The sequence below is a fragment of the Pseudomonas batumici genome, assembly GCF_000820515.1.
Lineage (GTDB): Bacteria > Pseudomonadota > Gammaproteobacteria > Pseudomonadales > Pseudomonadaceae > Aquipseudomonas > Aquipseudomonas batumici.
In genome coordinates, this window is record NZ_JXDG01000001.1 from 100,983 (window position 1) to 124,232 (window position 23,250).

A 23,250-nucleotide genomic window follows, 5' to 3' on the forward strand; every position below is an offset into this window, starting at 1 on the left:
CGACCATGAGCGACGCCATCCCCACCCGCGATCAATGGCTGGCCAAGACCGGCGTGCTGCTGATCGTCGACGACATCCTGCCGCCCTCGGGGCCGGTGGCCAAGGGCGGTACGCCGTTGGTAAAACCCAAGGAGCTGGGGCTGTTCATCGCGGTCAACGACGATGGCCGGGTCTATGCCTTCAACGGTCACGTGGACCTGGGCACCGGCATTCGCACCTCGCTGGCGCAGATCGTCGCCGAAGAGCTGGACCTGGAGCTGGAGCAGGTGTGCATGGTGCTCGGCGACACCGAGCGCGCGCCGAACCAGGGCGCGACCATTGCCAGCGCCACCTTGCAGATTTCCGCGATTCCCCTGCGCAATGCCGCGGCCGAAGCCCGGCGCTTCCTGTTGGAGCGGGCCGCCGCGCGCTGGTCGTTGAGCGCGCAGGCGCTGCGGGTCGAACAGGGTGTGGTCAAGGCGGCAGATGGCCGGAGCCTGAGCTACGGCGAACTGGTGGCGGGCGCGCATGACCGGTTGCGCATCAGCGGCAACGCACCGCTCAAGCCGGCGCAAGACTATCGGCTGGTGGGCAAGGGCACGGCGCGGGTGGATATTCCGGGCAAGGCCACCGGCGAGTTGACCTATGTCCATGACATGCGTGTGCCGGACATGCTCCATGGCCGGGTCGTGCGCCCACCCTATGCCGGTTTCGACAGCGGCGATTTTGTCGGCAACAGCCTGCTGGAGGTCGACGAGTCGTCCATCGCGCATATCCCCGGGATCGTCGCGGTGGTGGTGATCCGCGACTTTGTCGGGGTGGTTGCGCTGCGCGAGGAACAGGCGGCGAAGGCCGCCCGGGAACTGCGGGTGCGCTGGAAGGACTGGACGCAGAAGCTGCCGGACCTGAGCAATGTCGAGCAGGCGATTCGCGACAACCCGCGAATCAAGCGCACGGTGCTGGACCAGGGCAACGTGGACGCGGCACTCGCCGGCGCCAGCCAGCGCATGCCGCGCACTTACCTATGGCCCTATCAGATGCATGCCTCCATCGGCCCGTCCTGCGGCCTGGCGGACTATCGCGAGGAGGGTATCCGGGTCTGGTCCGGCAGCCAGAATCCGCATCTGTTGCGGGCTGACCTGGCCTGGCTGCTGGAGTACCCGGAAGAGCGCATCGAGATCATCCGCATGGAGGCCTCCGGCTGTTATGGCCGCAACTGCGCCGATGATGTCTGCGCCGACGCCTTGCTGCTGTCCCGGGCGGTGGGCAAGCCGGTGCGGGTGCAACTGACCCGCGAGCAGGAACACGCCTGGGAGCCCAAGGGCACGGCGCAGCTGATGGACATCGATGGCGGTCTGAATGCCGACGGTAGTGTGGCCGCCTACGATTTCCAGACCAGCTACCCGTCCAACGGTGCGCCGACCCTGGCCTTGCTGCTGACCGGCCGGGTCGAGCCGGTGGCGGCGATGTTCGAAATGGGCGACCGCACCTCGATCCCACCCTACGCCTACGAGCACATGCGGGTGAGCATCAACGACATGTCGCCGATTGTCCGGGCCTCGTGGATGCGCGGGGTGTCGGCCTTGCCCAACACCTTTGCCCATGAGTCCTATATCGATGAACTGGCCTTCGCCGCCGGGGTCGATCCGGTGGAGTATCGCCTGCGTTACCTGCCGGACCAGCGGGCCGTGGACCTGGTGAAGTCCACCGCCGAACGGGCCGCCTGGACCCCGCGCACCGCGCCCATGCAAACGCCAAGCGAAGACCATCTGCTGCGCGGTCGCGGTTTCGCCTATGCGCGTTATATCCACAGCAAGTTCCCCGGCTTCGGCGCGGCGTGGGCGGCCTGGGTCGCGGATGTGGCGGTGGACCGGCAGACCGGCGATGTCTCGGTGACCCGGGTGGTGATCGGCCACGACTCGGGGATGATGATCAACCCCGACGGGGTGCGGCACCAGATCCACGGCAACGTGATCCAGTCCACCAGCCGGGTGCTCAAGGAGCGGGTGACCTTCGAGGAGTCGACGGTGACGAGCAAGGAGTGGGGCGGCTATCCGATCCTGACCTTTCCCGAGGTGCCGCCGATCGATGTGCTGATGATGCCGCGCCAGAGCGAGCCGCCCATGGGCGCCGGCGAATCGGCCTCGGTGCCGAGCGCGGCGGCGATTGCCAATGCGATCTTCGATGCCACCGGGATTCGCTTTCGCGAGCTGCCGATCACCCCGGAGCGGGTGTTGCAGGCGCTCAATGCCGGGACCGCCGGGGACCCGCCGAAGTCGCCAGGCAAGCGCTCGAAGTGGTTGTTCGGTTCGCTGTTCGCGGCCTTCGGCGCGCTGCTCGGGATGGCCGCCACGGCTTGGCCCTGGCATGGCGAAATCGCCCCCATCGCGCCGCCGAGCGCCGGGACCTGGTCGGCGGCGACCCTTGAGCGCGGGCGCTTGCTGGCGGCGGTCGGTGACTGTGCGGTGTGCCACACGGCACCGGGCGGCACGACCAATGCCGGCGGGTTGGCGATGGAGACGCCGTTCGGCACGCTTTACAGCAGCAATATCACTCCGGATGTGCAGACCGGCATCGGCAGTTGGTCCTATCCGGCCTTCGAGCGGGCGATGCGCGAAGGCATTGGCCGTGACGGGCGGAATCTGTACCCGGCGTTTCCTTATACGGCGTTTCGCAATATCAACGATGCCGATATGCAGGCGCTGTATGCCTACCTGATGTCTCAGGCACCGGTCAGCCAACCGGCCAAGGCCAATGCCATGCGTTTTCCGTTCAACCAGCGGCCGTTGATGGCCGGCTGGAATGCCTTGTTCCTGCGCAAGGGGGAGATCCAGGCGCAGCCGCAGCGTAGCGAGCAATGGAATCGTGGGGCCTACCTGGTCAATGGTCTGGGGCACTGCGCGGCCTGTCATTCGCCGCGCAATCTCCTGGGCGCGGAGAAGGGCGGGGCGGCGTTTCTCGCGGGGGCGATGGTCGATGGCTGGGAGGCTCCGGCGCTGAACGGCTTGTCGAAGGCGCCGACGCCCTGGACCGAGGATCAGTTGTTCACCTACCTGAGCACGGGCTACTCCGAGGCCCACGGCGTGGCGACGGGGCCGATGGGGCCGGTGGTCACGGAGCTGGCGAAATTGCCGAAAGAGGATGTGCGGGCGATGGCGGTGTACCTGGCATCGCTCAACGGTGCGCAGGCTGAGGCGCAGGTGGTGGAGAGGGCGACCCGGCCGGTGGCGACGGTCGTGCGGGCGGTGCCGGAGGTGAAGGTGTCGCTGAGTAATGGCCAGCGGTTGTTCGAGGGTTCCTGCCAGGGCTGTCATGCCGACGGGCTGGGGCCGAAGCTGTTCGGGGTCAGCCCGTCACTGGCGACCAACAGCAATGTACACAGCGATGTGCCGGACAACCTGCTCAAGGTGATCCTGCAGGGGATTCAGAATCCGGCGACCCGGGACCTGGGTTATATGCCGGGGTTCAAGGACAGCCTGTCGGATACCCAGGTGGCGGAGTTGGCGGCGTATCTGCGCAGTCGGTTTGCCGGTGAAGCGGCGCCATGGCAAGGGTTGGAGAAAACGGTGGCCCACCTACGAGCCAACCCCGGCACTCACTGACTGGCGCTGTTCATTGCCGCGCCGCAAAACCTGTAGGAGCCGGCTTGCTGGCGATGGCATCCGCACAGGCGGCGCAAGGCTCAAGTGCCTCATCGCTGGCAAGCCAGCTCCCACAGGGTTTTGGGTACGACGATAATTTTCGGCGAAGCGCGGATTTGTGGGAGCCGGCTTGCTGGCGATGGCGGCCGAAAGGGCGCTGCAAGGCTTGAGGGCCTCATCGCTGGCAATCGAGCGTCGACCGGCGCTCCTACAAGGTTTTGTGTCAGGCAGAAGAGTTACGGCAGGCGCAGTACGCCGCGCACCACCAGGTCACTGATAAACGCCAGCCAGTCCTGCTGCTGGCGCTTCTCCGCCAGCGGCTCACCGAGGAACGAACTCAGGGTGTGCTGGTTGGAGTTATAGAAATAGCAGAGCGAGGCAATCATCAGGTACACATGCTTGATGTCCAGGTCCTGGCGAAAGAGGCCCTTGGCCTGGCCCGCCTCGATGATCGGGCGCAGCACGCCCACCGCTTCGCCGGAAAGGCGCCGCAGCTCGCCCGACTGCTGGGCATGCCGGCCCTTGTGCAGGTTCTCGATGCTCAGGATGGCGACGAATTCGGGGTGCTTGACGTAGTAGTTCCAGACGAAGGCCACCAGCGCCTGCAAGGCCTGCAGCGGCTCTTCCAGATTCAGCTTGAGCTTGCTTTCGGCTTTGTTGAACTGCTCGTAGATGTGTTCCAGCACGCAGATGAACAGGCGTTCCTTGCTGCCGAAATAGTAATAGAGCATGCGGTCGTTGGAGTCGGCCTCACGGGAAATGCTTTCGACCCGGCCACCGGAATAACCATCGCGGGTGAACACCTTCACCGCCGCCTTGAGGATGCGCGCGCGGGTCTGGTCGGCTTGCTGGGCTCTGATGCCGGTCTTCTTGTTCACCGTCGGCATTCCTTCTGAGGGTCGGAAAGGGACGGGAATATAACATGCGGCCGTAGTGCCGACGGTGACGTGGGTTAAGGTTGATGCCAGTCTTGCGGGCCTCATCGCCGGCAAGCCGGCTCCCACAATGTTGCGTCTGACGCAATTTCTGCGTGCGACGCGGATACTGTAGGAGCCAGCTTGCTGGCGATCGCGGTGCAATGAGCACCGCCGGAGCACGGGTTTTTATCAGACCTTGAGGGTCGCCATGTCGATCACGAAGCGGTACTTCACATCACCGGCGATCATGCGGCTGTAGGCCTCGTTGATCTGGCGGATGTCGAGCATCTCGATGTCGCAGGTGATGCCGTGCTCGGCGCAGAAATCCAGCACTTCCTGGGTTTCGGCAATGCCGCCGATCAGCGAGCCGGCCAGTACCCGGCGCTTGAGCACCAGCTTGGCGGCATGCAGCGCCGGGTCCACCGGTTCGATCAGGCCCACCAGGATGTGCACGCCGTCGAAGGCCAGGGTGTCGAGGTAGGGGTTGAGATCGTGCTGCACCGGGATGGTGTCCAGCAGGAAATTGAAGCGACCCGCCGCCGCGGCCATCTGCCCGGCATCGGTGGACACGATCACATGATCGGCGCCCTGGCGACGCGCTTCCTCGGCCTTGCTCGCCGAACGGGTGAACAGGGTGACCTCGGCGCCCATGGCCTTGGCGAACTTGATGCCCATGTGGCCCAGGCCACCCATGCCGAGAATCCCGACCTTGTCGCCGGGCTTGACGCCATAGTGCTTGAGGGGCGAGTAGGTGGTGATACCGGCGCAGAGAATCGGCGCGGCGCTGGCCAGGTCGAGTTTTTCCGGAATGCGCACGACGAAGTGTTCGCTGACCACGATGCTGTCGGAATAACCGCCCATGGTGTTGCTGCCGTCGACCCGGTCGGGGGTGGCGTAGGTCATGGTCGCCCCTTCGAGGCAGTATTGCTCGAGGTCGGCGTGGCAGGCTTCGCAGTGGCGGCAGGAGTCGACCATGCAGCCGACGCCCACCAGGTCGCCGACCTTGTGCCGGGTGACGTTGGCACCCACGGCGGTGACCTTGCCGACGATTTCATGGCCGGGCATCAGCGGGTAGACGGCAATGCCCCACTCGTTGCGGGCCTGGTGGATGTCGGAGTGACAGACGCCGCAGTAGAGAATCTCGATGGCGACATCGTCGGGTCGCGGCGAGCGACGCTTGAAGGTCATGGGGGCGAGGGGGGTGGTAGACGATTGGGCGGCGTAACCGATGGCGGTGTACATGAGGAACCTCGCAAAGCTGTGACGGTTGAGGCGAGTCATTCTCGGCGTCGAGCGCGGGGACGGCCATGGCGATTCCTCCGCGTATCTTGCCTATTCCTCCGGTATCGCGTTTTCGCCATTCGCCTGTGTCCCCGGACCTGCGAAGATGCTCCCATCCCTTTTTCCGTGAAGTTTTTGCCATGCTGTTGACCCGTCATCTGGACGCCAATGCCCCCCTGGTTGCGCTGATCGAACCCCTGGCCACTCGCGACGGCTTCGTGCCGACCTTGTTGCCGGGCGTGCAGGTGTTGCGGGTCGGTTGTGACGTGGCCCGTGGTCCGCAGATCTATGAGCCCAGCCTGATGATCATCGTCCAGGGCAGCAAGCTGGCCTACCTGGGCGTGCGGACCCTGGAATATGGCGCCGGACACTATCTGATCCAGGCGCTGGCGGTGCCGTTCGAGTGCGAGACCTTTGCCGGCGGCGACGGCGCGCCCCTGCTGGGGATTTCAGTCGCGATCGACCGGGGGATGCTCGGTGAACTGGTGTTGGCCATGGGCATCAACCATGACAGCCCGGCGGCGGCCCAGACGCCGGAGTCCATGGCCTCGGTGGTGCTGGACGACACGATGCGCGGCTGTGTCGAGCGTTTGCTGCGTTGTCTGCAGGATCCGCTGGAGTGCCGGGTCATGGGGGAGGCGCGGGTGCGCGAGTTGTTGTTCGCCGCCTTGCGCGGGCCACAGTCGGAAGTGCTGCGCGCGCTGGTGGAGCAGCAGGGGCATTTTTCCCGGATCGCGGCGTCCCTGGGCCACCTGCATGCCCATTACACCGAGCCGTTGAACGTCGAGACCCTGGCCAGTTGCGCGAACATGAGCCTGTCGACCTTCCACGAGCATTTCAAGCGCGTCACCCTGCTGTCGCCGGTGCAATACCTCAAGCGCCTGCGCCTGCTCAAGGCGCAGCAGTTGTTGCTGGCCGACGGCCTGGGCGTGGCCCAGGTCGCGCATCGGGTGGGGTACCAGAGTTCCTCGCAGTTCAGCCGCGAGTACAAGCGCTACTTCGAACGCAGCCCCGGGGACGAGCGGGCGGCTTGAACGCTGCCTGACGCGCTGGCCGCCACCTCGCCGATCACCAGGATCGCCGGGCTTTTCAGTTCGAAGGCCAGGGCATCCTCGTGCATGTTCGCCAGGTCGCTGCGGCATTCGCGTTGCTGCGGCAGCGAGGCGTTCTCGATCAGTGCCACGGGGGTGCTGGCGGCGAGCCCGGCGGCGATCAGGTTGCCGCGGATTTCCGCCAGCTTGGCCACCCCCATGTAGACCACCAGGGTCGTGCCGCTTTGCGCCAGGGCGGTCCAGTCCAGCGGGCTGTCGTCCTGGGTGTGGGCGGTGACGAAGCTCACGCCACGGGCCACGCCGCGCAAGGTCAACGGGATGCCGAAATGGGTGGCGCCGGCCAGGCCGGCGGTGATGCCGTTGACCACTTCGACCTCGATCCCGCGGGCCTGCAGCCAGTCGGCTTCTTCGCTGGCGCGGCCAAAGATGCACGGATCGCCGCCCTTGAGGCGGACCACGCATTTGCCCTGGCGGGCATAGCGCAGCATCAGCCGATGAATGAACGCCTGGGGCGTGGAACGGCAGCCGCCGCGCTTGCCCACGGCGATCACCCGGGCTTCGGGGCAGTGTTCGAGTACGGCGCGATTGACCAGGTCATCGACCATCACCACCTGGGCGCCGCGCAGGACGCGCGCGGCCTTCAGGGTCAAGAGTTCCGGGTCACCGGGGCCCGCGCCAACCAACCAGACTTTGCCATGCATGTTCATTTCTCCAGAGGGGCGTTCGCTTCAGCCGTGCAGCCGCCAGGCCAGCAGGACCAGGTTCAGTAAAAGGGAGCCCAGCGCCAGGGCGCGCCAGACTTTGACCGGCTCGCGCTCCAGCAAGGGCCGGGGGCGCGGTGGCGGCAGGTGCTCGGCCTGTTGCAGGGCCAGCAGCCATTCCTCGGCGGTTTCGTAGCGCTGCGTCGGGTCGCTGGCCAGGGCCTTGTCGAGGCTGCGTTCGAGCCAGTCGGGCAGGTCCGGACGATAGCGGCTGGCCGGCACCGGCGAGCCGAACCGTGGACGCTGGAAGGCTTCGATTTCGCCATAGGGGTAGTGCCCGGTCAGCAGGTAATACAGGCTGACGCCGACGCCATACAGGTCTTGCACCGGACTCGGTGGCACACCGTTGTAGGCTTCCGGGGCGATGTAGCTGGGCGTGCCTGGAAGTTCGCCATCGCGCTGGCGGGTCAGCCCGGGGCAGTAGGCCAGGCCGAAGTCCAGCACCCGCAGTTCGCCGTCGACCCCCAGCAGCAGGTTCTCCGGCTTGATGTCACGGTGCAGGATGTTGCGCCGGTGCATCAGGCCCACGGCCCGCAGCAGTCGCGACGCCAGCTCCAGCCATTGGTTGAGTCCGAGGTTGCCGTGGGCGTTGAAGTGTTCGGCCAGGGTGGTCCCCGGGTATTCGCGCATCAGGTAATACAGGTGCTGGCGCTGGTCGGCGGGGTGCACTTCGGGGAAGTGGCGGCCGGCCATGCGTCGCAGGAACCATTCCTCCAGCAACAGGCTCTGGGCCGCCGCCGTGTCGTCCTGTCGTTGGGTTGGCAGGGTTTTCAACAGCCAGGCTTGTTGCTGGGCGTCGTGGACCCGGTACAGCAGTGACTGGCGACTCTGTTTCAACAGACCCTCGACCTGCCAGCCTTCGAACAGTTGTCCCGGCTTCAATGATGGCGGCAGCGGCCATTGGTCGGCTTGCCCGAGCAGGTCGTCGAGGTCGGTGTCGGCCAGTTCGTCGACGCGCACCAGCACGGCACTGGCATTGTCCTGGCTGCCGGACTGATGCGCCGCCTCGACCAGGGCCTGGGTGGCGTCTTCCAGCGGCAGGTCACGCTGCAGGATGCCGCTGATCGAGGCGTCGCTGAGGGTCGCCCAGACACCGTCGCTGAGGATCAGGAACTGTTCGTCCTGGCGCAACTCGCCTTCCAGGTAGTCGACCACCAGGTGCTGTTCCAGGCCCAGGGCCCGTTTCAGCACATGTTGCATGCCGGCCTGGCCCCAGACGTGGTCCTCGCTGATGCGCTGCAACTGCCCGGCAAACCAGCGATACACCCGGCAGTCGCCGATATGCGCGAGGGTGAATGAACGCCCGCGCAGCACCAGCGCACTGAGGGTGGTCAACAGTGGTGACTGGCCGCCATTGGCATGCAGCCAGCGATTCTGTGCCAGCAGCAACCGGTCCAGCGCTTGCGACACGCCCCAGGTCGGCGGGGTGGCGTAGTAATCCAGCGCCAGGGCCTGCAAGGTCGAGCGCGCGGCCAGGCCGCCGTCGGCGCAGTGGCTGACACCGTCGGCCAGGGCGAACAGGTAACCCTTGCTGGCGGCCAGGGCGGGCACCGGGATGACCAGGCGCGTCGCATCCTGGTTCTGCTCCCGGGGGCCGCTGGCGCTGGCCTCGGCATAGCTGAGTTGCAGGCCCATGAGCTTGGCTCAGACCCGGGCGGCGGAGAAGGCCGCCGAACCCCAGGTGGTTCTCCAGCGCCGCTTGACCCCGTAGAGGCCGAACCAGGCGATCAGCCCGAGGCTGGCGAACAACCACAGGGCGAGCTGGTAGTCACCGGTACTCTGCTTGATCGCCCCCAGGCCCGCGGTGAGGAGGAAGCCGCCGATACCACCGGCCATACCGACCAGACCGGTCATCACGCCGATTTCCTTGGCAAAGCGCTGCGGCACCAGTTGGAACACCGCGCCGTTGCCCGCGCCGAGGCCAAGCATGGCGCTGACGAACAGTGCCAGGGCCGCCACCGAGCTGGACAGGTGGAAGCCCACCGCGCCGATGCACAGGGTGGCAATGGTGTAGGTGCCGAGCAGGGCGCGAATACCGCCGAAACGATCCGCCAGGGCGCCGCCCAAAGGGCGCATCAGGCTGCCGGCGAACACGCAGGCCGCGGTGTAGTAGCCGGCGGTTTGCGGGTTGAGGCCGTACTGGTCGTGGAAGTAACCGGGCAGGGCGCTGGCCAGGCCGATAAAGCCGCCGAAGGTGACGCTGTAGAAGAACATGAACCACCAGCTGTCACGGTCGCCCAGGGCGTTCAGGTAGTCGGCCATGGATTTGGCCTTGGCGCGGTTGGGGGCGTTGCGGGCCAGCAGGCTGAACAGCACCAGGGTCAACACCAAGGGGATCAGGGCCAGGCCGAACACGTTGCTCCAGCCGAACGCGGCGGCCAGCAGCGGCGCCGCCAATGCAGCGATCACGGTGCCGGAGTTGCCGGCCCCGGCGATGCCCATGGCCTTGCCCTGGTGCTGCGGTGGATACCATTGTGAGGCCAGCGGCAGGGCCACGGCGAAAGAGGCCCCGGCCATGCCGAGGAACACCCCCAGCAGCAGCGTTTGTTCATAGCTGTGGATGCCCAGCTTCCAGGCCATCAGCAGGGCGCCGATGACAATCACCTGGCCGATGATGCCGGCGGTTTTCGGTGACAGGCGGTCGGCGAGCATGCCCATGATGAAGCGCAGGAAGGCGCCGGCCAGGATCGGCGTGGCGACCATGAAGCCGCGCTGTTGGGTGGTCAGCTGCAGGTCGGTGGCGATCTGCACCGCCAGCGGCCCGAGCAGGTACCAGACCATGAAGCTCAGGTCGAAATACAAGAACGCGGCGAACAGGGTCGGTGTATGGCCGGCTTTCCAGAAACTGTTGTGCATCTAACACCTCATCTGCCAAGGGGTTCGACGAAGGCCTGGGGCTTGTGGACGGGGGGATTTCACCGGCCGCCTGTGCCCTGTTGCCGACGCCAGAAACAAAAAAACGCCGCATCCCTGCTCGTTTTCACGAAGGGAAATGCGACGTCTTTGTCGGGGTGGGGCAGCCGCCGTTGGCTACCGGGTATTACCTGAGCACTATGTGTGCCAGTTCTTGCTCCGGGGCCGTGCGGCGCTCAAGTTCGGCCTTTCGAGGGCATTGCCCGCCGGTTGAGGGCAGGCTGGGGGAGGTTCGTGCCCCACAACGCAGCCCCTGGCCGATGCCGTGCTGCGTTGCGGTGCGCAATCACTCGAGCAGTTCGCTCATGGCGATCACCTGTTCGGCGACCTGGATCAGCTTCTGCTGCTTGCTCATGGCCTGGCGGCGCATCAGGGTGTGGGCGGCCTCCTCGTCGCAGCCCTTCATCTTCATCAGCAGTCCCTTGGCCATCTCGATGCGCTTGCGTTCGGCGATCTGCTGCTCGCGGGCCTGCAACTGCGCGCGCAGTTGCTGATCGCTTTCGAAGCGGGCCATGGCCACTTCCATGATCGGCTGCAAGCGCTGGGACTGGATGCCTTCGACGATGTAGGCACTGACCCCGGCCTTGATCGCCTGGCGCATCACGGCGGGGTCGTGCTCGTCGGTGAACATGACGATGGGCCGGGGTTGATTGCGGCTCAGCAGCACCACCTGCTCCAGCACGTCACGGCTGGGGGAGTCGGTGTCGATCAGCAGCACATCCGGGCGCACGGCTTCGACCCGCGCGGGCAGGTCGATGGTCAGGCCGGATTCGTCAATCACCTCGAAACCCGCTTCGCTCAAGGCCGTGCGCAGGCGCCCGAGCTTCTTCGAGGTATCGTTGATCAGCAGGATTTTCAGCATGGCGGCCAGCTCCCGTCAGTTGTCATTGAGGGCATGCAGGGCAAAGCCGCGGGCGTAGGCCTCCGGGTCGGAACCGTCCCAGGGCTGGCCATCGAGCAGCTGGCTGCTGCGCATCGGGGTGTTGGGCACGGGGATGTCCAGGGCGCTCGCGGCGCGGCTGTACAGCTCCAGTTGCTGGACCCGGCGCGCCACCCCCAGGTAGTCCGGCGCTTCGCGCAGCAGGCCCCAGCGGCGGAACTGGGTCATGAACCACATGCCGTCGGAGAGGTACGGGTAGTTGGCCTTGCCCCGGCCGTGGAAACTCAGGGCATGGGGGTCTTGCCAGCGCCGGCCGAGACCGTCGTCGTAGCGGCCCAGCAGGCGTGGCTCGATACTCGCCAGCGGTGCATCGAGGTAGTCGCGCCCGCTCATCAATTGTGCGGTGCTGCGGCGGTTTTCCTGGCTTTCTTCGATAAAGCGGCTGGCCTCCAGGATCGCCATCACCAGGGCTTGCGCGGTGTTGGGGTATTCCTCGACGAACGCGCGGGTGCAGGCCAGGACCTTTTCCGGATGGTCCGGCCAGATCGCCTGGCTGGTGGCCAGGGTAAAGCCCTGGCCCTGCTCGACGGCATGGGCGGCCCAGGGTTCGCCGACACAGAAGCCGTCGATGCGCCCGGCTTGCAGGTGTTCGAGCATCTGCGGTGGCGGCACCACCACGCTGTTGACGTCCTCCAGTGGGTGGATCCCCTGGCTGGCCAGCCAGTAATACAACCACATGGCATGGGTGCCGGTGGGGTAGGTCTGGGCGAAGGTCAGTTTGGCCTGGCCTGGCCGGGCGCGTTGCCGCAGGGCCGCACCGCTGGTCACGCCGCTGTCCTTGAGCGGCTGCGAGAGGTTGATGCTCTGGCCGTTCTGGTTCAGGCCCATCAGCACCGCCATGTCGGTGGCCGGGGTGCCGCTGATGCCCAGTTGGATGGCGTAGATCATCCCGTACAGGCCATGGGCGGCGTCCAGCTCACCGTTGACCAGCTTGTCGCTCAGGCCGGCCCAGGAGTTCTGCCGCTGCAGGTTCAGTGTCAGGCCATAGGGCTGGGCGAAGCCCTGGGTGGCCGCCACCACCAGCGAGGCGCTGTCGCTCAAGGGCATGTAGCCGAGGTTGAGGATGTGCTTTTCCGGGGCATCGCTGCCCGCTACCCAGGCCAGGGGGGATCTTGCCAAATCGTTGTTCATGCGGTGATTCCTGAAACTGTAGGGCTGACGCCTGTCACAAGGCGGAGCAAGAGTTATGCCGATACCCTTCGTCAGGCCGAATACGGTCCCCTGTAGGAGCCGGCTTGCTGGCGATGAGGCCCCGTGAGCCTTGCATCGCCTCATCGACCGCTATCGCCAGCAAGCCGGCTCCTACAGTTACGCGGTGTGTTGAATATCCGGCTCAATAGACATCGCGCAGATAGCGCCGGTCCTTGCTCATGGCGCTGACATACAGCGCCGCGGCGCCGCCGCTCATCCGCCCGTGGACCTGGACTATTTTCTTCAGCGCGGCGTCGACGTCCTTGGCCATGCGGCTGGCATCGCCGCAGACATACACGCAGGCACCTTGCTCCAACCACTTCCAGAGCTGTGCACCTGCTTCGAGCATGCGCTGTTGTACGTAGATCTTTTCAGTCTGGTCACGGGAGAAGGCGGTGTCCAGGCGACTCAGATGACCGCTGCGCAGCCAGGCATCGAGCTCCTCGCGGTAGTAGAAATCACTGGTGGCGCGTTGCTCGCCGAAGAACAACCAGTTCTTGCCGTCGGCGCCCTGGGCCTGGCGTTCCTGCAGGAAGGCGCGAAACGGTGCGATACCGGTGCCGGGGCCGATCATGATCAGCGGCGTGCGCGGGTCCTGCGGGACGCGGAAGTGCGTGGTGCGCTGGATGAACAGGCGGGCACCACTGCCGGCGGCACGGTCGGCGAGAAAGGTCGAGCAGACCCCGCCACGGATCTGCTCGCCATGCCGGTAGCGCACCGTGGAAACCGTCAGGTGCACCTGTCCCGGGGTGACTTTCGCACTGGAGGAAATCGAGTACAGCCGTGGCTGCAAGGGCTTGAGCAGGCTGATCAACTGGTTGGCGCCGAGGCTGATGGGGAACTCCCGCAGCAGATCCAGCAGTTGCCGGCCCCAGAGCCACTCCTTGAGCCGGGCCTGGTTGGCTTCCTCCTGCAACTCATCCAGCCAGGGGCTGGCGCAGAGTCCGCAGACCCGACGGAGGATTTCCGGGGTGATGCGGGTGATGTCCAGGTGGTCGAGCAAGGCCTCGCGCAGCGCCATCGGCGCCTTGTCCTTGAGCGTGACCACGCTGGCGCCGTCCAGCTCCAGCAGGCCCAGCAGTTGTTCGACCGACTCCGGGCAGTTGCTCGGCCAGACGCCGAGGGCATCGCCGGCCTGGTAGGGGAAATCCTGGTCGCCGAGGTCGAACACCAGATGGCGGGTTTCCTTTTCCGCGCCGGGGGCATTGAGCACCTGATTGTGCAGGAGGTGGGCACGCAACGGGTGATGGCGGCTGTAGGGGCTGCCGATGTCGGCCGGGGCGGCTGGCGTCGCGGGCGCCACCTCGGCGACTGGCGGGAGCGCAGCGGGGGGCGCGGACGAGCCGCTGAGTGCCGCACAGAGTGTGGTGAGCCAGGGTTCGACGGCCTGCTGGGTGTCCTGCTCGCACTCCAGGCGGGGCAGCAGGCGCTCGGCGCCGAGTTCGCTCAGGCGCTCGTCGAGCTTGCGACCGAAGCCGCAGAACTGATCGTAGTTGGCATCGCCCAGGGCCAGCACGCTGTAGCGGCTTTGCGCCAGGGCCTGGTCCTGGGCGCCTTGCAGGGCCTGCCAGAAACTCGCGGCATTGTCCGGCGGGTCGCCGTCGCCAAAGGTGCTGGTGACCAGCAATACGCTGCTGGCGCCGCGCAGGTCGTCAAGGCCGGCCTCGTCCATGGCGCGCAGGCGGGTCCGTTGGCCGGCGGCGTCCAGGAGCTTGGCGCAGGCCTGGGCCAGTTCTTCGCTGTTGCCGGTCTGCGAGGCCCAGAGCACCAGCCATTCGGGGCGGGTCGCTTGGACCGTGGCGGCGGTCTGCGGCTCCGGCGCCGGGCCCGCCGTACGGGAAAACAACCCGGCGAGCAGGCCATCCAGCAGCAGGCGCTTGTCGGCATCAAAGGGTGCGCTGGCGGGGAGGGTGGGTACACCGGGGGCCTTGGCCTCGGCGCTGCGCAGGCCCAGCAGGTAGCCCTGCATGTACAGGCGTTCGTCGGCGGCCAGGCTCAGTTCGGCCGGGGTATCGAGGTTGAGCAGGCGGGCGAAGGCTTTGAGCTGCATGGGGGAAAAGCCCTCCGAGGCGACAGTCGAGGCGCCGGCCAGCGCGAGTTCGGGGACCAGGCGGGTGGGCTCTGGCGCCAGGGCCAGCAGGTTCACCGCGCAGAATTTGAACGCCGGCTGCAGCGACAGCGGGTCGATGGCGTCGCTGGTGACGGCGTTGATGGCCAGGTCCTCGCCGAACACATCGTTCCAGTGAAAGGGGGCGAAGCAGTTGCCCGGCCGGACCCGGTCGGTGATCACCGCGGGCAGCACCGCACGGCCCCGCCGCGAGCGGATTTGCACCGGGTCGCGCTCCTTGATGTCCAGGCGCGTGGCGTCGCTGGGGTGGATCTCGACGAAGGGGCCGGGGTTGAGTTTGTTCAGGGTCGGTACCTTGCCGGTCTTCGTCAGGGTGTGCCATTGGTGCTGCACCCGCCCGGTGTTGAGCACCAGGGGGAACTCCTCGTCGGGCATTTCCGCCGGCATCAGGTGCGGCCGGGCAAAGAACTGCGCCTTGCCGCTTTCGGTTGGGAAGGCGATCGCCGGTTGCCGGCCGTCCTGGTCGTGTTTCAGCGCCTGGCTGAGGCCGTCGTTGAGGTAGCGGATCGGATTGCGCGTGGCCCCCTGCGCCTCGGCGCACGGCCATTGCAGCGGTTGCTCGCGCAGCCGGGCATAGCTGGCGCCGCGCAGGTCGTAGCCGGTCTTGGGGTTCCAGGCCTGCTTGATCTCCTCGAACACCGCCTCGGCGCTGTCATAGGTAAAGGCCTCGGCATAGCCCATTTCGCAGGCCACGCGGGCGATGATCTGCCAGTCGGGGAGGGTCTCGCCCGGCGGCTGGACGGCCTGCTGCATCAGCGTGAGGTTGCGTTCGGAGTTGATCATCACCCCTTGCGCCTCGGCCCACAGGGCGCCGGGCAGGAGGATATCGGCGTAGCGGTTGGTTTCGGTATCCAGGTAGGCGTCCTGGCTGATCACCAGTTCGGCGGCTTGCAGTGCCTCGATGACGTTCTGCCGGTTGGGCACGCTGGCCACCGGGTTGGTGCAGATAATCCAGCAGGCCTTGATGCTGCCGGCGCGCATGGCTTCGAACATGGCCACCGTACCCTCGCCGGCTTCGGCCCGCAGGCTGCCGGGGGCGATCTGCCACAGGTCTTCGATGAAGGCGCGATCGCCGGACACCAGCGCCGAGCGCTGGCCTGGCAGGCCGGGGCCCATGTAGCCCATCTCGCGGCCGCCCATGGCGTTGGGCTGGCCGGTCAGGGAGAACGGCCCGCTGCCGGGACGGCAGAGGGTGCCGGTGGCCAGGTGCAGGTTGCACAGGGCGTTGGTGTGCCAGGTGCCCTGGACGCTCTGGTTGAGGCCCATGGTCCAGCAGCTCATCCAGTTGGCGGCCTGGCCGATCCACTGCGCGGCCTGGAGCAGGTCGGCCTCGGCCAGGCCGGTCAGCTCGGCCACTCGCGCCGGGGTGTAGTCTTCGAGGAAGTCGGGCATTACTTCCCAGCCTTCGGTGAAGGCGGCGATGAAGTCGCGGTCGCTGTGGCCGTTTTTCACCAGCAGGTGCAGCAGGCCGTTGAGCAGGGCGAGGTCGGTGCCCGGCTTGATCTGCAGGAACAGGTCGGCCTTGTCGGCGGTGCCGGTGCGCCGGGGATCGACGACGATCAGCTTGGCCCCGGCCTTGACCCGGTCCAGCAGGCGCAGGAACAGGATCGGGTGACAGTCGGCCATGTTCGCGCCGATGACCAGGAACAGCTCGCTGTGCTCGAAGTCCTCATAGGAACCCGGTGGGCCGTCGGCTCCCAGCGACAGTTTGTAGCCGCTGCCGGCACTGGCCATGCACAGGCGTGAGTTGGATTCGATGTGGCGGCTGCGGATAAAGCCCTTGGTCAGTTTGTTGGCCAGGTACTGCGCTTCCAGGGACATCTGTCCGGACACGTAGAGCGCCACGGCGTCCGCGCCATGGGTGTCGATGATGGCCCGCAGGCGGCTGGCGGTGGCGCTGATGGCCTGGTCGATGCCGACCCGTGCGGGGTCGCGGTCGCGTTGCGAGCGCAGGAAAGCGTGTTCCATGCGCCCGGAATCGGCCACCGCCTGGCCGCAGGTGCTGCCCTTGGTGCACAGGCGGCCGAAGTTGCTCGGGTGCTGCTTGTCGCCCGAGACCTTGACGATCAGGTTGTTCTCCACCTGCATGACGATGCCGCAGCCCACACCGCAATAAGGGCAGACGCTGCGCACGGTTTTGCTGGGCATCTGGGTCTCGGTCATGGGGCGTCCTCGGGGGGTGAAAACCGGCTCCGGCGGAAACGAAAAAAGCGCCTGCTGCTCCACGTTTTTCAACGGGAGCGGCACGGCGCCTTTGTCGTGACTGTTGCCTGGAGAGTGAAATACACGGCCATCGACGTTGATGGCCTGTGCAGGCATGTAGCAATGCGCGCGCCAACTGTCGCGTGGGTGGCCGGTGGAGCGGGGCGGACAAGGCCGGCGGCGCCTTGGCGTGGGTTGAAGCCGGAACGTTGGCGTTGCTTCTGGAGATGAAAACCGGCGTCGCGATGGGGCAAATCGAACGTCGTTGCACTGTTTTGGCGCTTTTGTGTGGGCAGTCAGTCGAGGAAACGGGATCTCGAAAACACCACATAACTTGTAGGAGCTGGCTTGCCAGCGATGGGGCCCTCAAGTCTTGCGCCGCCCATCTGGACGCCATCGCCGGCAAGCCGGCTCCCACAGGGACGGTGTTTGAGCGGTATTCGAGCAAGCCCCTGGAAAGCCCTCAATACCGATATGGCACAAGCGATGCATAGACCCTTGCACCTCACCGCGATGGCGCGAGTGGGACGCCCCGTCGATCAACGGCGATCGTTTGGCCTCAACCGGCCCGGGTGAACATGACTGCGTCGGGCCCACGGGCCGGCAGCACGAACAGGCAAAGGCGCCTGGAACCTTTTGGTTCCGGGCGCTTTTTTTTGCCTTCGAAAAACCGGATTGGCTTTGACGGATGCTTCCTATGAACAGCTATTCAGCGACCTCCGATACCTTGCAAACGCTGGTGGTGATCGGCAACGGCATGGTGGGCCATCACTGCGTCGAGCAATTGGTCGAGCGCGGCGCCCTGGCGCACTACCAGATTCATGTGTTCAGCGAAGAGCCGCAGCGCGCCTACGATCGCGTGCATCTGTCCGAATACTTCAGTGGCCGCGATGCGCAGGCCCTGGCCCTCGGCGATATCGCGCTGTACCAGACCCCCGGTGTCACCCTGCACCTGGGCCGCGCGGTACTGGAGATCGACCGCGCCCGCCGCGAGGTGGTCAGTGACGCCGGTCGCCTGGCTTACGACAAGCTGGTGCTGGCGACCGGCTCCTTCCCCTTCGTCCCGCCGATCGAAGGCGCCGAGGGCGACTCGCGGCTGGTCTATCGGACCCTGGGCGATCTCGACCGCATCCGCGACGCGGCGAAAAATGCCCGGCGTGGCGTGGTGGTCGGCGGCGGCCTGCTGGGCCTGGAAGCGGCCAACGCCCTGAAGTCCCTGGGGCTGGAAGCGCATGTGGTGGAGTTCGCGCCACGGCTGATGCCGGTGCAACTGGATGAGCAGGGCGGCCAGGCGCTCAAGGACCGAATCGAGGCGCTGGGCGTCAGTGTGCACCTGTCCCGTGGCACCCAGTCGATCAGCGCCGGCAGTGAGTACCGCTACCGGATGAACTTCGCCGGCGAGGATTTCCTCGAGACCGACCTGATTGTGTTTTCCGCCGGTATCCGTCCGCAGGATGCCCTGGCCAGGCAGTCTGGCCTGGAGCTCGGTCCACGTGGCGGGGTGGCGATCGACAGCCAGTGCGTCAGCAGCGACCCGCACATCTACGCCATCGGCGAGTGCGCGGCGTGGAACGGCGGGATCTTCGGCCTGGTCGCCCCGGGCTACCAGATGGCTCGCGCGGTGGCCACGCAACTCTGTGGCGAAGACAGCGAACCCTTCATGGGCGCGGACATGTCGACCAAGCTCAAGTTGCTGGGGGTCGATGTCGGCTCCATCGGCGATGCCCACGGGGCCACGCCGGGGGCGCGCAGCTACCGCTTTATCGACGAGTCCAGCGCCAGCTACCGGCGCCTGGTGGTGTCCGCCGACGGCAAGCGCGCCCTGGGCGCGGTGCTGGTGGGCGACAACAGCTATTACGACACCCTGCTGCAGTACGTCAGCAACGGCATCGACCTGCCCGCCGACCCGGCCGGCTTGATCCTGCCGCTGGGCGAGGCGGCACCGGCCCTGGGCGTGGATGCGCTGCCCGCGACCGCCACCGTGTGTTCCTGCCATAACGTCAGCAAGGGCGCGATCTGCTCGGCCATCGATGGCGGTTGCAGCGAACTCTCCGAACTCAAGGCCTGCACCCGCGCGGCCACGGGCTGCGGGGGCTGTGCCGCGCTGCTCAAGCAGGTGTTCGAACACGAGTTGAGCGCCCGTGGCGTCACCGTGGACAAGAGCCTGTGCGAGCATTTCGCCCATACCCGCCAGGAGCTTTACGCCATTGTCCGGGTCGAGCGCATCGAGTCCTTCGACGCGCTGCTGGCCCGCCACGGCAAGGGACATGTCGGCTGCGATATCTGCAAGCCGGCCGTGGGTTCGATCCTCGCCTCGTGCTGGAACCAGCCGATCATGGACCCGGCCCTGGTGCCGCTGCAGGACACCAACGACACCTTCATGGCCAACATGCAGAAGAACGGCACCTATTCGATCATTCCGCGCATCGCCGGCGGCGAGATCACCCCGGACAAACTGATTGCCCTGGGCGCGGTGGCGAAGAAATACGAGCTCTACACCAAGATCACCGGCGGTCAGCGTATCGACCTGTTCGGCGCCCAGTTGCACCAGTTGCCGCAGATCTGGAGCGAGCTGGTGGACGCCGGCTTCGAAACCGGCCACGGCTACGGCAAGTCGCTGCGCACGGTGAAATCCTGCGTCGGCAGTACCTGGTGCCGTTATGGCGTGCAGGACAGCGTCGGCATGGCCCTGGTCCTGGAGAACCGCTACAAGGGCGTGCGGGCGCCGCACAAGTTCAAGCTCGCGGTCTCCGGCTGCACCCGCGAATGCGCCGAGGCGCAGAGCAAGGACATCGGCGTGATCGCCACCGACAAGGGCTGGAACCTGTACGTCGCCGGCAACGGCGGCATGCGTCCGCGGCATGCCGAGCTGTTCGCCACCGACCTCGATGATGCCACCCTGATCCGCTACATCGATCGCTTCCTGATGTTCTACATCCGCACCGCCGACCGTCTGCAGCGTACCTCGGTGTGGCGTGAAAGCCTGGAAGGGGGCCTGGACTATCTCAAGGCGGTGATCATCGACGACAGCCTCGGCCTGGCCGCTGAGCTGGAGGCACAGATGCAACTGCTGATCGACCGCTACCAGTGCGAATGGGCCAACGCCTTGCAGGACCCGGAGAAGCTCAAGCGCTTCCGGACCTTCGTCAATGATGCCGGCGGCGATCCCGCCATCCGTTTCGTCGAGGAGCGTGGCCAGCGTCGTCCGGCCCGTGCCGGCGAACTTCACCTGATCCCTGTCGCCGAGGAGTTGAACTGATGAACACCCTGACCCTGGAACGTACCCGCAATGCCGTCGAATGGAAAACCCTGTGCCAGCGCACTGACCTGGTGGCCGACTCCGGCGTGGTGGCCTGGCTCGACGGCGCCCAGGTGGCGCTGTTCCACCTGCCGCTCAGCGGCGGCGAACAGGTCTTTGCCATCGATAACCGCGACCCGAAATCGGGGGCCAATGTCATCGGTCGCGGCATCGTCGGTACGCTGAAGGGCGAGCTGGTGATCGCCTCGCCCTTGTACAAGCAGCACTTCCGCCTGGCGGATGGGGTCTGTATCGAGTACCCGGAACAGCGCCTGCGGGTCTGGCCGGTGCGCCTGAACGGCGATCGGGTGGAGGTGGGACTGGGTTGAGGTCTGGCTCCGGGGGAGGGGGTTGCCCTGGGCAACCAGTTAAGGCTGAGCACCTCAGGGCTGGCGATGGGGGCCCGTGAGATCTGTGTTGCCTGAGCGGTCGCTATCGCCAGCAAGCCGGCTCCTACAAATCGGTGTTCCACCGCAACATAGCTGACAGCCACGGTCCTGTAGGAGCCGGCTTGCTGGCGATAGGGCCCCTGAGTCCGCCAAAAGCTTCGCGGGCAAGTACCGCTCCCACAGGTTACGGCGCATCTCCTTAAACAAACAAAAAGGCCCCCGAAGGGGCCTTTTTTGTTCGGCTTGAGACTTACATATTCGGGTAAGTCGGTCCGCCGGCGCCTTCCGGGGTCACCCAGGTGATGTTCTGCGCAGGGTCCTTGATGTCACAGGTCTTGCAGTGCACGCAGTTCTGGGCGTTGATCTGGAAACGCTTCACGCCGTCTTCCTGGGTGATCACTTCATACACACCCGCCGGGCAGTAACGCTGCGCCGGCTCGTCGTAGAGCGGCAGATTCTTGCCGATCGGGATGCTCGCGTCGGCCAGCTTCAGGTGGCAGGGCTGCTCTTCTTCATGGTTGGTGCCGGAGATGAACACCGAGCTGAGCTTGTCGAAGCTGAGCTTGCCGTCCGGTTTCGGGTAGTCGATCTTCTGGCTGTCGGCCGCCAGCTTCAGGCAGGCGTAGTCCGGCTTGGTGTCGTGCAGGGTGAACGGCAGCTTGCCGCCGAACAGGTTCTGGTCGACCCAGTTGAAACCGCCGCCGACGATGGCGCCGTACTTGTGGATCGCCGCGCCGAAGTTGCGGCTGGCGAACAGCTCCTCGTACAACCAGCTGGCCTTGAACGACTCGACGTAGGTGTTCAGTTCGTCACCGCCTTCGGCACCGGCCAGGAGCTTCGCGGCCACGGCTTCGGCGGCCAGCATGCCGGACTTCATCGCGGTGTGGCTGCCCTTGATCTTGGCGAAGTTCAGGGTGCCGAGGTCGCAGCCGATCAGCGCGCCGCCCTTGAAGACCATCTTCGGCAGCGAGTTCAGGCCGCCCTTGCAGATGGCGCGGGCGCCGTAGCTGATGCGCTTGCCGCCTTCCAGGTATTGCTTGAGCACCGGGTGGTGCTTGAGGCGCTGGAACTCGTCGAACGGCGACAGGTAGGTATTGCTGTAGGACAGGTCGACGATCAGGCCGACCACCACCTGGTTGTTTTCCAGGTGATAGAGGAAGGAACCACCGGTGTTCTCGGTGCCCATGATGTCCAGCGGCCAACCGGCGGTGTGCACCACCAGGCCGGGCTGGTGCTTGGCCGGATCGACTTCCCAGATTTCCTTCAGGCCGATGCCGTAGTGCTGGGCGTCGGCGTCGCTGTCGAGGTTGAAGCGCTTGATCAGTTGCTTGCCGATATGACCACGGCAGCCTTCGGCGAACAGCGTGTACTTGCCGCGCAGTTCCATGCCGGGGGTGTAGAGACCTTCTTTCGGGTGGCCTTCACGGTCGACACCGAGGTCGCCGGTGATGATCCCGCGGACCACGCCGTTCTCGTCGAACAGGGCTTCCTGGGCGGCGAAGCCGGGGTAGATTTCCACGCCCAGGTTCTCGGCCTGCTGGGCCAGCCAGCGGCACAGGTTGCCCAGGGAGATAATGTAGTTGCCTTCGTTGTGCATGGTCTTGGGCACGAAGAAGTCCGGGACCCGGGTCGAGGCCTCGGGGCTGCGCAGGACATAGATGTCGTCGCGCTTGACGGGGGTGTTCAGCGGCGCGCCGAGTGCCTTCCAGTCCGGGAACAGTTCGTTCAGGGCCCGTGGCTCGAACACCGCGCCGGAAAGGATGTGGGCACCGACTTCGGAGCCTTTCTCCACGACGCAGACGCTGATCTCCTGACCCGCTTCGGCCGCTTTCTGTTTCAGCCGGCAAGCGGCGGACAGGCCTGCGGGGCCGGCACCGACGATGACCACGTCGAATTCCATGTATTCGCGTTCCACGGACTCTCTCCTACTCAAGGCTCTACAGTTTTTTTCTAATTGGAGGTTTGCTGTTCCGCTCCAGTATTCCTGCACCACGTCGGGAGGAGGATCACGGATGAGACATCTTTCTCTCTTGGCGGCGCATTATATCTACACCACTACCAGCGTCCAATACAAACGTTTGTTTGAAATCGCTGCAGGCTAGATAAATCAAAGAAGCGCGGCTTATGACTGGCCATTTTGCCGTATTGACCAGAATGGGCGTTCCGGTCAAGATACGGTCGGTTTCGCGCTCGCCGTAGGCTGAATCGAGGATTCAGGAGCCCCTCTAAAGACAGGGCGAAGGCAGGGGGAAGTGCAGCTGCATACCGTTCTGGCACGAGTCTACACGCCTTGACGGTTCATGACTGCCCAGTCACGTCCGACGGACGGTAGCGGGTGGTCGGCGGCGGTGGTTTCGCTTCATGTGCCGACGTTTTTGGAGGTGCCCTTGTGCTTCTTATGGAGTCGTGCGCCGATGAGCATCAACCGCCAGGCGGGTCCTGGCGATTTCCTTTTCACCGGAGAGTAACGAGGAATCCATGAAGGTTCTTGTAGCTGTCAAACGCGTTGTCGATTACAACGTCAAGGTTCGCGTCAAGGCGGACAATTCCGGCGTCGA

At 65.6% G+C, this 23,250-nt stretch carries 13 protein-coding genes and 1 pseudogene; 5 read left to right on the forward strand and 9 right to left on the reverse strand.

The genetic code is table 11. From position 1 onward, the window contains the following. Window positions 1-5: 5 nt before the first annotated feature. On the forward strand, window positions 6-3,581 hold the full coding sequence (locus tag UCMB321_RS00505; RefSeq protein ID WP_040062999.1) for a molybdopterin cofactor-binding domain-containing protein: 3,576 nt from the start codon (window positions 6-8) through the stop codon (window positions 3,579-3,581). 275 nt (window positions 3,582-3,856) lie between these two features. Here the strand turns inward: UCMB321_RS00505 and UCMB321_RS00510 are convergent, their stop codons facing one another. Together UCMB321_RS00510 and UCMB321_RS00515 are read right to left on the reverse strand one after the other, a co-directional pair. Further along, entirely contained in the window at window positions 3,857-4,507 is a 651-nt protein-coding gene (locus tag UCMB321_RS00510; RefSeq protein ID WP_040063000.1) for a TetR/AcrR family transcriptional regulator, read from the reverse strand. Window positions 4,508-4,726: 219 nt separating this feature from the next. Beyond that, window positions 4,727-5,779, reverse strand: coding sequence for an NAD(P)-dependent alcohol dehydrogenase (locus tag UCMB321_RS00515; protein ID WP_040063001.1), 1,053 nt, complete (start codon window positions 5,777-5,779; stop codon window positions 4,727-4,729). Window positions 5,780-5,958: 179 nt separating this feature from the next. On the opposite strand from UCMB321_RS00515, the gene UCMB321_RS00520 reads away from it, so the two are divergent. Beyond that, the gene (locus UCMB321_RS00520; RefSeq protein WP_040063003.1) at window positions 5,959-6,852 is read left to right on the forward strand and encodes an AraC family transcriptional regulator; all 894 of its coding nucleotides are present in this window, start codon (window positions 5,959-5,961) and stop codon (window positions 6,850-6,852) included. On the opposite strand, the gene cobA is transcribed toward UCMB321_RS00520, so the two are convergent. The 6 genes from cobA to UCMB321_RS00550 all read right to left on the reverse strand — a co-directional run bounded on the left by cobA (window position 6,813) and on the right by UCMB321_RS00550 (window position 16,951). Next, window positions 6,813-7,571 (reverse strand): uroporphyrinogen-III C-methyltransferase, encoded by a 759-nt coding sequence (cobA, locus tag UCMB321_RS00525; RefSeq protein ID WP_052451033.1) that lies wholly within the window; start codon window positions 7,569-7,571, stop codon window positions 6,813-6,815. The two genes, UCMB321_RS00520 and cobA, sit on opposite strands and share 40 nt — an antisense overlap. 27 nt (window positions 7,572-7,598) lie before the next feature. After that, the gene (locus UCMB321_RS00530; protein WP_040063004.1) at window positions 7,599-9,266 is read right to left on the reverse strand and encodes a bifunctional protein-serine/threonine kinase/phosphatase; all 1,668 of its coding nucleotides are present in this window, start codon (window positions 9,264-9,266) and stop codon (window positions 7,599-7,601) included. Between the two features lie 9 nt (window positions 9,267-9,275). After that, window positions 9,276-10,487: a nitrate/nitrite transporter gene (locus tag UCMB321_RS00535; RefSeq protein ID WP_040063005.1), complete on the reverse strand. Its 1,212-nt coding sequence runs from the start codon at window positions 10,485-10,487 to the stop codon at window positions 9,276-9,278. Window positions 10,488-10,830: 343 nt separating this feature from the next. Continuing rightward, a complete protein-coding gene (locus UCMB321_RS00540; RefSeq protein ID WP_040063006.1) occupies window positions 10,831-11,406 on the reverse strand; it encodes an ANTAR domain-containing response regulator in 576 nt (191 codons plus the stop codon). Window positions 11,407-11,421: 15 nt separating this feature from the next. Next, window positions 11,422-12,615: a CmpA/NrtA family ABC transporter substrate-binding protein gene (locus tag UCMB321_RS00545; RefSeq protein ID WP_040063007.1), complete on the reverse strand. Its 1,194-nt coding sequence runs from the start codon at window positions 12,613-12,615 to the stop codon at window positions 11,422-11,424. A gap of 202 nt (window positions 12,616-12,817) precedes the next feature. Further along, on the reverse strand, window positions 12,818-16,951 hold the full coding sequence (locus UCMB321_RS00550) for a sulfite reductase subunit alpha (protein ID WP_040063014.1): 4,134 nt from the start codon (window positions 16,949-16,951) through the stop codon (window positions 12,818-12,820). A 751-nt stretch (window positions 16,952-17,702) separates the two neighbouring features. On the opposite strand from UCMB321_RS00550, the gene nirB reads away from it, so the two are divergent. Next, the gene (nirB, locus tag UCMB321_RS00555) at window positions 17,703-20,264 is read left to right on the forward strand and encodes a nitrite reductase large subunit NirB (protein WP_040063008.1); all 2,562 of its coding nucleotides are present in this window, start codon (window positions 17,703-17,705) and stop codon (window positions 20,262-20,264) included. Further along, entirely contained in the window at window positions 20,264-20,632 is a 369-nt protein-coding gene (gene nirD, locus UCMB321_RS00560; RefSeq protein ID WP_040063009.1) for a nitrite reductase small subunit NirD, read from the forward strand. Before nirB ends, nirD begins: the two co-directional genes overlap by 1 nt. A 310-nt stretch (window positions 20,633-20,942) precedes the next feature. On the opposite strand, the gene UCMB321_RS00565 is transcribed toward nirD, so the two are convergent. Further along, complete coding sequence (locus UCMB321_RS00565; protein ID WP_040063010.1) at window positions 20,943-22,607, reverse strand: electron transfer flavoprotein-ubiquinone oxidoreductase; 1,665 nt, start codon at window positions 22,605-22,607, stop codon at window positions 20,943-20,945. Between the two features lie 563 nt (window positions 22,608-23,170). Here UCMB321_RS00565 and UCMB321_RS30520 point away from each other — a divergent pair. Further along, a pseudogene (locus tag UCMB321_RS30520) lies at window positions 23,171-23,250 on the forward strand (electron transfer flavoprotein subunit beta/FixA family protein); the annotation flags it as partial.

Coding starts and splice junctions, on each gene's coding strand:
- UCMB321_RS00515 (WP_040063001.1), bottom strand. CDS start 5,779: ATGTACACCGCCATCGGTTACGCCGCCCAATCGTCTACCACCCCCCTC.
- nirB (WP_040063008.1), top strand. CDS start 17,703: ATGAACAGCTATTCAGCGACCTCCGATACCTTGCAAACGCTGGTGGTG.
- UCMB321_RS00535 (WP_040063005.1), bottom strand. CDS start 10,487: ATGCACAACAGTTTCTGGAAAGCCGGCCATACACCGACCCTGTTCGCC.
- nirD (WP_040063009.1), top strand. CDS start 20,264: ATGAACACCCTGACCCTGGAACGTACCCGCAATGCCGTCGAATGGAAA.
- UCMB321_RS00530 (WP_040063004.1), bottom strand. CDS start 9,266: ATGGGCCTGCAACTCAGCTATGCCGAGGCCAGCGCCAGCGGCCCCCGG.
- UCMB321_RS00510 (WP_040063000.1), bottom strand. CDS start 4,507: ATGCCGACGGTGAACAAGAAGACCGGCATCAGAGCCCAGCAAGCCGAC.
- UCMB321_RS00550 (WP_040063014.1), bottom strand. CDS start 16,951: ATGCCCAGCAAAACCGTGCGCAGCGTCTGCCCTTATTGCGGTGTGGGC.
- cobA (WP_052451033.1), bottom strand. CDS start 7,571: ATGCATGGCAAAGTCTGGTTGGTTGGCGCGGGCCCCGGTGACCCGGAA.
- UCMB321_RS00505 (WP_040062999.1), top strand. CDS start 6: ATGAGCGACGCCATCCCCACCCGCGATCAATGGCTGGCCAAGACCGGC.
- UCMB321_RS00545 (WP_040063007.1), bottom strand. CDS start 12,615: ATGAACAACGATTTGGCAAGATCCCCCCTGGCCTGGGTAGCGGGCAGC.
- UCMB321_RS00520 (WP_040063003.1), top strand. CDS start 5,959: ATGCTGTTGACCCGTCATCTGGACGCCAATGCCCCCCTGGTTGCGCTG.
- UCMB321_RS00540 (WP_040063006.1), bottom strand. CDS start 11,406: ATGCTGAAAATCCTGCTGATCAACGATACCTCGAAGAAGCTCGGGCGC.